We start from the raw sequence: 9,360 nt of genomic DNA, 5'->3' as shown, positions 1-9,360 counted from the left end.
CCAATGACAAACAACTGGAGCGCGTGTTGCGATAAATCAGCGCGATCAAGTAGGCTTCCAGTGCAGGGGTTAGTGAGGGGTTGATGTTGACCATAACACCAACATTCTATGCCTCTTTCGACCCCCTGCGTAAAATCAGTCATAACGTGAGAGGGCAAGCGATGAGAAATCCTGGGGGCGCATCAGCTAGCCTTTCTGGTAAAACCCGATCAGCCAATCTTTCTTTCCTTGATGAGGAAAGCCAAACTCAAGCAAATGCATCAACCCGATTCGAGAGCCTCTGACTGCGCAGATGGTAGACTGCAACATCCGTTGTTTCTTTATAAAGACATTCACGCCAAAGCGTGTGTGAACTTCCAGCGCGCGTTTTTATAGCATGATTGGTTATGAATTGCTAGCCCAAAACTCAGTCGGACTCAGTTTCCTGCCCATCTCAACCTCCGCACTCTTGATCTTCGACCGTTTGTCCGCAGTGCGGGCAATATCTCACCCCGGCTGCCACCCGCTCGCCACACCACGCACAATTGCGATGCCGCCGCAAATAGGCGCTGCGTGTAATCACCTGTGTCCCGGTAAGGTAATCTTCCAGACGCCGACCGGTGGGGTTGAGCCAGACAAAGGCGACCATCACGAGTTCATAAGCGATGACGACGGGAATCATCATCCAGGCGCAATAGGCGGCCTGCCCAAGCGCCGTCGGTAAGCGGCGCAATACCGCACGCCATACGCCGCAGGGCTCTCCTGTGGCAGTGGAAACGACGCACAACCGGCAAACCCATTTGCCGACGCTCTGCCCCGAAGGCGAGCCATCGCAAATCAGATGATAAGCGACGACGACCCACACCCATAGGGGAAACAGATAGGCAAGAAACGGCAGCGGCATCAGCCGGTCGATGATTTCAGCGAGCACTCGACGAACCATGCCCGGACGCGACCGCAAGATCAACGAAGGCGTAACGTCAGCTTGCGCAAAACCACATGAAGCGCAGAACCCGGCACCGCGCCTGACCGCCGCGCCGCACGCCCGGCATTCTCCGGCCCGCAGTTTTCCGGTCTGGCTGAAGGTCAATACGTTTCTCTTCTCTCGCATAAAACCTCCTTCTCTTTTAACGCAACCTGGAATCGGCCTCCGCGCCGACACGGATTTCACTGAGTGCAGAGGGCGGGCTCGCGTCTTGCAATGAAATACTCGGCAACTCCCGCCCCTTTCCTAACGCAGCCGCGCAGCGGATCTATGTTCAAGAGGCGCACGTTTGCAGGGGCGTCGAAGCCGCCGTCGAGCAAGTCGGGCCGATGCTGTTTCACCGCTTTGATGAACGAGGCCCAGATGGGCATGGCAGCCGTCGCGCCCTGAAATCCTTGCGCCATCTTCAGCGCCGGCTTATTCCTGGGCATGCCAACCCACACGGCGACGACGAGTCGCTTTGAAAAACCGACAAACCAGAGATCCGCCACCTGCCCGGTGCCGGTCTTCGCGGCGACCTGCGCATCGCTCGCAAGACCAGCCATAGGAAGCGCCCCACTCGCCGTGCCTCCAGGTTGTAGCACGGAGCGCAGCATCTGCGTCACTACGTAAGCCGGGCCAGGATCAGCGAGGCGTGCGGGCTCGTTTTTTGGCAGACTGAGTTTGACGCCATCTCGATACACGGCGGCCAGCGGCGTGTGCCATACCTTGACACCGTTATTGGCAAACAAAGAATATCCCTCGGCCATATCCAGAACGCTCACTTCCGTGCCTGCCGAGCCGCCGATGGCCAGCATTCCGGTCAATTCTTCCGAATAAGCGCCGGTAGCCTGGCGAATGAGTTCTCGTACAGAGGCCAATCCCGCGTCGTGCGCGGCAACGACTGCCGCACTATTGTCACTGCGCGCCAGCATCAAGCGTGCAGTCGCCGAGCTGCCGACATGGGCTTGCGGGCGATAATCATCAACTTGATCGTTGCGCGGATCCAGGATCGTCGCGGCGGTGAACGGCGCGCCTCGATGTTGGCCATGAGCGATGGCCGCCAGGTAGACGAAGGGCTTGATCGCTGATCCCGGAGAGCGTTTTGCCGTGGCATAGTTGAAGTCGCCATTGCGCCCGCCGACCATCGCCAGGATTTCGCCGGTCTGCGCATCCATGGCGACGAGCGCCGCCTGAACCGGTTCGTCACCGACTTGCTCCGGCGGCAGGCCGCGTCGGGCACGGGCCACCAGCGGATCGAGCCGCGCCAGATGATCGGTGACCGCACGATAGGCGGCGATCTGCAACTCCGGCTCCAGCGTCGTATAGATGTGGAAGTTGCCGCCTTCGCCGCCTTCCGCCAACTGATCAGCCAGCTCGCCGGCAGCGAAGATTTGAAATTGGCGGGATATGGTATCGAGCGCGCGTTCCGGCGCGCGCTGGCTGGCGAAGACGAACTTCAACGGCTCGGCTTTCGACTGCGCGACCATCTCCGGCGAATAGCGATCCGGGAAGTTATGTTGCATTAATGACAAAACCCGATCGCGGCGGGCGAGCAATGCGACGTACTGATCGTCCCGGGCAGCGCGCAAATAGAATTCAGGCTGATCGATGAGGGCGGCTAAAGTTGCGGTTTGCGCCAGCGTCAGAGTCCGAAGCGACCCTCCAAAGAACTCCTGCGCCGCCGATTCAACGCCTAACAGCGTCGGACCGTTCTCCACATGGCCGAGATAGATATTGTTCGCATAGGCTGCAAAGATCTCCTGCTTGCTCATCATTCGGCTGGCCGCAAGCGCCAGGAAGACCTCTCGCAGCTTGCGGCCCAGTTTCTTATCTTGATCTTTTAATACAACATTCTTGATCATCTGCTGGGTAATCCCCGATCCGCTTCCTGATCGCTTGAAGCCGCTGACAATCCAGGCAAAAGCGCTGCGGACCATTCCAGGCTCATCGATGCCGTTGCTCGATTCGAATCGCTTGTCCTCACTGGCGCGCACCGCATCGTAAAGCGATGATGGCATGAGTTCGGAAGGCGCCAGCGGAATGCGGCGGATATTCATCTGGCGGGCGCGCTCGTCGCGCATCACGCGCAGGAAAGCGATGAGCGTTTCCGGCTCAACCTCGACCTGCTCGGCCGGATGATCGCCAACCGTGATGCTGGCAACGCGCCCGCGCTCGAAAGTAATCGTGGCACTGGCGAACTCAGGAAGACGCGAGTTGATATGAAGGGTGTTGCCAGTCACCTGAAAAGTCCCCGGCTCAGGGCGCTCGCTTTTCCGGTAACCGATTCGCGTCAGGTGGTCGATAAGTGGTTCGCGCAGTAACATCTGGCCACGACGGTAGAGCTTGGGGCGCGCAAAGACGAGGGTGCCTGCCAGGTTACCACTCTGGCGCGGATCATTTTTCTTGAGATAGCTCGCCGCGGCGAAATACCTGCCTGAAAACAGTAGTGATTCAAGCGTCAGCATGGCTGCCAGCGTCAAGGCGATCGCCGCGCGGGTCGAAATGCGCAATGACTTCAACGATGCAAGACAGGAGACTGCGAGTTTCATTGCACGACTCCTTTCCAATGACCATCGCCCGTTGCCTGTGCAGTCACGGGCGGTCGCCGGATGATGGTCATCGCCACATAAGCGGGCGCATTTGCTGGATGCTGTCGAAACCCTAGCGAAGCATGCGTTGTGGCGGCGCCAACTCCTGTGGCCTCGCGTTCAGCCTGAATTCGGCGCCGGCGGCTCAATACCAACGAGCCCGAAGCGATCAGCAAGGCCACGAGTGGCACCATGAACTGCGGCGGCTGGCCGAGAAACACATCGACGCCGGCGACGAACAGAACCAGAAAGCAGTTCGCCGCGACCAGGCCCAGCAGGCTGCCGGTTATCCAACCTGACAATCGGAACTGGGGCTGTGCCTTCATCAGTTCACCTCGTCAGAACAGGTATCGAAGTTCGCATCAACTCTTGGCGCATAGCGGAGGATGACTTCACGATCCTTGCCGAGTTGCGCCAGCAGCGGCGCGCCATCGACCAGCGGCTTGCCGGAAGCAGTGCGCACGCTGTCGAGCACCATCTCGTATCCGGTTTCGCGACAGACTTCTTTCGTCACCTCGGCGAAGTCGCGGTCGATGGCAAGCACTGGCCCGCCATGAGTGGTCGGCAGGCTGATGCGGATGTCGAGCATCGGCGCCTCTTCAACCGTAATCTTCACCGACTCGATATCGGCAGCCAGCGGCGTGCGGACAGCATCCCTGAGTCTTCTGCGCCAGTGGCGAAAACGAAGCACTCGCTCATCAAGAGTCTGCTTGGGCGAACTGGCGAAGCGCACAAATGGCGGCAACAGATCGAGGATCGCCGCAAAAAACAGCATCAAGACGGCCGGCGCCGAGCCGGAGAGCAGTTCTTTCGAGAAGGCCTTTAGAATATTCGCTGGGACTTGAGGGGCCTCAGGCAGGCGAGGCAGGCTCACGCGTGCTCGCACTGGCTCAGGCAACGCCGCATACGCCTCATTGACGCCAGCGAGGGCTTCACCGAGGGTACGCTGCGCGTCTTCCGTCTTGTCAGGCAACGCGAGGCTGAGCAAGCGAACCTGTTGCAGTTTGCTCTCCGCGCTAGTTAAGGTGCCCAGTTCAGAGGTGAGTTTTTGCAGCGCCTCGGTCGAGTACGGCCTGTGGCCGGCGCGTGCCGCGCGGAGGTGATTTCGTTCACTAGTGATTTCGAGGTTCTTGGCTTGCTTCGCCGTGTTAAGTTCGGTCATGGCGCGCGTCTTGAAGTCGGCGATGGCCCTGGCCGTCTCGTTCCACTGATCGGTGACTGAAGTGCGGACATGATCGCGCTTCAGCGATTCTTCTTGAAGTGAATACATCGTGATGGCGCTAGCAAAGATGCTAAAGACAGCCAGCGCGCTCCAGGCGGCGCACAGCATGAGCGTGCGACGATGGCGACGGTCGTTCGCCTTCACCAGATAGCGGCCAATCACGTACAAAAGCCCTTGAAAGAAACCGCCGATTGCGAGGGCGACCAGCCAGTTGTGGTTGAAAATCTCGTAGGCGCCGACACAAGTAGTAAAGCCGCTGCCGATGAAGCCGGCGATCAGGAAGACCTCCCGCAGGTGGGGATCGAAATCTTTCGGACTCTTGGGTGATTTGTTGTTATTCACAAGAATCTCCTCTTTTCTCTTTTGCGCCTCCGGAATTTTGTTTGGTCTCTATAGCCCTAGCGAAGCGATATTACTTGGACCGGGTGCTTTGACTTCCGTTTAATTCTAGTAAGCACCTTCGCGCTTCGGCTGACAGCGATAATCCGGTTGCCGATGGTCACGACAGACGTGCCGACCAGCCGCTCCAGCTTTCGCTCCAGTCCGCGCGCCACATCGCGCCAGCCAAGGAAAAACAGAGTCGCTGTGGAAAGAAAAGATGTGTGCCCGAAGCTGATCACCGCTTCAATGTCTGAAGGCGAAAGATTGCACTGCGCCATCCGGCGGGCTGCGTGACAACTAACATTTAATTGATTGATCTGCATGTCCTCTTCTTTCTCTTGGCTTAAATGGCTGACGATCAGGCCGCTCGCCGCTGCTCCTCGGCACAGGTAGCGGCCTCGGCCTGTTTGCGGCGCTTGCGCCGTTCCCGCATATCGTTTCTGAGTTTTTCTCTATTCTTTTCGCGCCAGTGCTTTCTGTATTCCCGCTGCGATTTGCGATATATGGGGTTCTTGCGCAATACGTGCTTGCCGAGCCTGCTCTGCTCGCGGCGGACTATGGGCGCGCAATCGCTGCAATACCGCGCAGAGCGGGCGCGCTCCCGCTCGATCAAGCCGCCGCGCTGCTTGCAGGCGTCGCTTCTGAGGCTTTCGTCGGCGCGGCAAGGCCGCTTATCAGAGAGAAAGGTTATTGAGTTGTCGGAATGGGAATCGAGTCGCCCCATAAGAACCTCCAGACACGCATCAACCCGAAACTGAACCGCCCTGCCCGGACTATTGAAGCAGGGCCGATGAAACAGCAAGCTATTCAGTTTCATTAGCGCAGCCGGAACCACTGTTCCGTCCACGCACTTACATGGGTTGCAGCCGACCGCGGAAAAGACTCAAGGGCGAGTCTGGACCGCATGCAGGCTGCGTGTCTGGCTTATGGAGCCAGGAAAGAATGATTCAGAGAACTGGGCGAGCAATAGCGCCCGCCACACGAAGAAATATTAAAGGAAGAACAAAAGCAAGTCCATACATGCCCGAAACTATTTCCTACTCACGGGCCGAAGGGCTTTCGGCCTTGATTGAGCGAGGGCCTGGACGAAGCCCCCCTTTCGCAAGCTGACAGGCTTCACACTCTAAAGTTGGAAGGGAGCGCGCGCAGAGTGGAGTGTTCAAATTTGTTGTTGGAAGGAAATAGGGTAAAGACTTAGAGGCTGACTATAGTGCTTCTACATCATTATTCGGCGTGTGCAAGTAAAGTCTCAGCAGTTCAAAAGATTTCGACTTGCTACAGACTCATCCATTGCTGCCCTCTGCAACCCCGGGGCATAAGCTGCATTCATCTGTGGAGCGCCCCGTAACTGGCCTGCGTGCCCGACAGGTAGGCCAGCGTCGGCGACTGGCTCACGCCGTTGTAGCTGAACGTGTAGGTCTTGCGCGAATTCAGGACGTTGCCGGCGATGAATTTGGCGACTGAAGCCAGCCGCCGGAACGAGTCATAGTTGTCGCTGTCGCTGTAGTTGATCCCGACAGAAATGCCGCTAATTGTCCCATCGGCGTTGCAGGAAGTGGTGACGGCGTCGTTGGACGTTCGGCAGGCGGTGCCTCTCGTCGGCACCACCGAGTGCAGCAGTAAGACCCACCAGACTTGCCCGCTGCCCCAGCCCACCCGGTAATACCCCGAGCCATAGGCGACCACCTCGTCCGTCCCCATGCAGCGCCGCACGAATCGCGTGCCGCCCAGCGTCACCACGTCGCCGAACCCGGCCGCCACCGTCCCGGCCGCCCCCAGCAGGTAACAGGTCGTCACCATCTCATTCTCGTCGTGCTGCGCCCGCGGCATCTGACTCGGCAGCGTGTGCGTGTAGCTGCTTGTCAAAAAGCATGAGAAAGTGACCCAGTAACAAGCACGAAGAATTGACCCACCTCCATCATTAATCCGCGTTCGCCAACTACAATCCTCTCGATTTTCCGAGAGGAGGCGAACCAGGCTCAATCTGGAGGCGTGGATGGACATTAAAGACTTGCATCACCAGGGTCACTCAATCCGAACCATTGCTGACCTCACCGGCCACTCGCGCAACACCGTCAGGCGCGTGCTGCGCCAGAAAGCGCCCGTCGCTTTTCACAAGCCACATCGCCCATCGCTGCTCGACGAGTTCAAGCCTTACCTCTAACAGCGTTGTGCTGAGACCAGTCTCTCTGCCGTCCGCTTGCTTGCCGAGATTCAACCCATGGGCTATCGCGGCGGCATTGACACCCTGAGCCGTTACTTGCGCGAACTCCACCCGCGCGCCCGCAACGCCGATAAAATGACGGTGCGCTTTGAGACCCCGCCCGGTCAACAGGCGCAAGTGGATTGGGCCTACTGCGGTCATCTCACGGACGACGCTGGCAAGCGCCTGCCGGTTTATGCCTTCGTTTGTGTGCTCGGCTTTTCGCGCTACCTCTACGTCGAGTTCACCTCGGCGATGGATCTGCCGACTTTGATCGGCTGCCACTTGAACGCCTTCGCCTGTTTCGGCGGCTTCCCGCGTTCGATTCTTTACGACAACATGAAACAGGTGCGGCTGTCGCCGCAGCAATGGAACCCGCTGTTTTTGGACTTCGTCAACCACTACGGGATCGTGCCCAAGACGCATCGCATCCGCCGCCCGCGCACCAAAGGCAAAGTCGAACGCTGTGTGCATTACCTGAAAGACAACCTCCTCAATGACCGCTCCTTTACCAGCCTGGAAGAGATGAACGCACAGGCCCGTCACTGGCTGGCTGAGACTGCCAACGCCCGCCAGCGCGCCACCACCCAACGTCGCCCCGTTGAGCTGCTGGCCGGTGAGATGCTCACGCCGCTGACCAGCGTGGCCGTTTATCAGCTCGCCCACCGCAGCGAGCGCAAAGTTTCGGTCGAGGGCTTCGTGCATGTCGGCGGCTCGCGCTACTCAGTGCCGCCCGAGCACGTCGGCAAGCACGTCATCGTTGAGCACGGCGAGCAACAGGTGTTTATCCGCTGCGGCGAGTTGATCATCGCCGAGCACGCCAGGGCGCCAAAGGCCGGCTTGTGTGTAACTCAGAAAGAACACGTCGAGCAGATGTGGAAGCTGTCGCTGCAAAAGACGCCGGCAGCGGTCACCTTCGCCAGCTCCGGGTCAGTACAGGAAGCCGTCGCCATCACGCCGCTTATGGTCTATGAGGAGGTGGCAAGATGAGCGTCAACTATGAAGAGAACGCGCAACAAGGTCTGGAGCAGTTGGGCCTGAGCACCGCCTTGCAGCAGTTGGATCAGGCCGCCCAACAAGCGGCTGCTGAAGGCTGGTCGTATTCGCACTTCCTCGGCTACCTGTTGACCGCCGAAGTGCGTGAGCGGCAACGCCGCACGGTCGAGTTGAACTTACAGTTTGCGCGCTTCCCCTACTTTAAACGGCTGTCGGAGTTTGAGTTTGTGGCGCAGCCCTCGATAGATCAGCGGCTGATTGAGGAACTGGCGACGGGGAGGTTCTTGTATGAGGGCCGTAGCGTGGTCTTCTTAGGCCCGCCAGGAGTCGGCAAGACGCATCTGGCCATCTCGCTCGGAGTGATGACGGCAGAGCTGGGGCATCGGGTTTACTTCACAACAGCCATCGAGATGGCGCGGCGGTTGTCGAAAGCCATGAATGAGAATCGGATGCACCGCGAGTTGAAAAACCTGACGCGACCGAAGCTGCTGGTGTTGGATGAAGTCGGTTACCTAGCGCTGGACAAGATGCAAGCGAGCCTGGTGTTTCAGGTGATCTCGCAGCGCTATGAGAAGAATCAGGCGATGATCCTGACGTCGAACAAGGCGTTCAGCGAATGGGGCGAGGTGTTCGCCGGAGATGCGGTGATGGCGTCGGCGGCCTTAGACCGGCTGTTGCATCGTTGCACGGTGATCAACATCCGCGGCGAGAGCTATCGCCTGAAGGAGAAGCGCCAGGCCGGAAAGTCATCCTTCCCAATGCCGCAAAATGGCGGGAGCGCCAAAGCGGCGGAGTAGCGTCAAGTCATGAGGCGGGTCAATTCTTCATGCTTGCGAGTGGGTCAGTTCTTCGTGCTTGTTGACAATAGCGCACTTCTGCTGCCGTGCCGGCATTCAACGCCACCAGCCGGTTCTCACTGTCGTACTGATACGTGTTGCCCGCCGAGCCGATGGTGTTGCCGTTGCTGTCGTAGCTATCGCTTGCCAGCCGGTCGTTGACATCCACGCTCGACGTTTGATTCGGC

10 protein-coding genes and 1 pseudogene are annotated in these 9,360 nt (G+C 58.7%); 3 read left to right on the top strand and 8 right to left on the bottom strand.

The genetic code is table 11. The features are described from left to right. Nucleotides 1–433 precede the first annotated feature (433 nt). From VJ464_22450 to VJ464_22420, 7 genes are all read right to left on the bottom strand, one after another. Nucleotides 434–1,090, bottom strand: coding sequence for an RDD family protein (locus VJ464_22450; protein HKQ07905.1), 657 nt, complete (start codon nucleotides 1,088–1,090; stop codon nucleotides 434–436). A gap of 56 nt (nucleotides 1,091–1,146) precedes the next feature. Further along, entirely contained in the window at nucleotides 1,147–3,495 is a 2,349-nt protein-coding gene (locus VJ464_22445) for a transglycosylase domain-containing protein (protein ID HKQ07904.1), read from the bottom strand. Next, on the bottom strand, nucleotides 3,492–3,860 hold the full coding sequence (locus tag VJ464_22440) for a hypothetical protein (protein HKQ07903.1): 369 nt from the start codon (nucleotides 3,858–3,860) through the stop codon (nucleotides 3,492–3,494). The genes VJ464_22445 and VJ464_22440 overlap by 4 nt, the downstream gene beginning before the upstream one ends. After that, nucleotides 3,860–5,098, bottom strand: coding sequence for a hypothetical protein (locus VJ464_22435; protein ID HKQ07902.1), 1,239 nt, complete (start codon nucleotides 5,096–5,098; stop codon nucleotides 3,860–3,862). The genes VJ464_22440 and VJ464_22435 overlap by 1 nt, the downstream gene beginning before the upstream one ends. A gap of 56 nt (nucleotides 5,099–5,154) precedes the next feature. Next, entirely contained in the window at nucleotides 5,155–5,460 is a 306-nt protein-coding gene (locus VJ464_22430; protein ID HKQ07901.1) for a hypothetical protein, read from the bottom strand. A gap of 35 nt (nucleotides 5,461–5,495) precedes the next feature. Then, nucleotides 5,496–5,861, bottom strand: coding sequence for a hypothetical protein (locus VJ464_22425; protein ID HKQ07900.1), 366 nt, complete (start codon nucleotides 5,859–5,861; stop codon nucleotides 5,496–5,498). A gap of 602 nt (nucleotides 5,862–6,463) precedes the next feature. After that, on the bottom strand, nucleotides 6,464–7,003 hold the full coding sequence (locus VJ464_22420) for a hypothetical protein (GenBank protein ID HKQ07899.1): 540 nt from the start codon (nucleotides 7,001–7,003) through the stop codon (nucleotides 6,464–6,466). 37 nt (nucleotides 7,004–7,040) lie between these two features. On the opposite strand from VJ464_22420, the gene VJ464_22415 reads away from it, so the two are divergent. The 3 genes and pseudogenes from VJ464_22415 (at nucleotide 7,041) to istB (ending at nucleotide 9,133) form a co-directional block, all read left to right on the top strand. Further along, nucleotides 7,041–7,301: a helix-turn-helix domain-containing protein gene (locus VJ464_22415; protein ID HKQ07898.1), complete on the top strand. Its 261-nt coding sequence runs from the start codon at nucleotides 7,041–7,043 to the stop codon at nucleotides 7,299–7,301. A gap of 30 nt (nucleotides 7,302–7,331) precedes the next feature. Further along, nucleotides 7,332–8,330, top strand: a pseudogene (gene istA / locus VJ464_22410) (IS21 family transposase). Beyond that, nucleotides 8,327–9,133: an IS21-like element helper ATPase IstB gene (gene istB, locus VJ464_22405; protein HKQ07897.1), complete on the top strand. Its 807-nt coding sequence runs from the start codon at nucleotides 8,327–8,329 to the stop codon at nucleotides 9,131–9,133. Before istA ends, istB begins: the two are co-directional and overlap by 4 nt. Before the next feature lie 19 nt (nucleotides 9,134–9,152). Here the strand turns inward: istB and VJ464_22400 are convergent. Then, nucleotides 9,153–9,360, bottom strand: a 208-nt coding sequence (locus VJ464_22400) for a hypothetical protein (GenBank protein HKQ07896.1), incomplete at its 5' end; no start/stop codon positions are given.

This window comes from Blastocatellia bacterium, assembly GCA_035275065.1.
GTDB lineage: Bacteria > Acidobacteriota > Blastocatellia > UBA7656 > UBA7656 > DATENM01.
The sequence above is the reverse complement of the archived record's forward strand: the minus strand, read 5'-3'. Positions and strand labels throughout refer to the sequence as shown.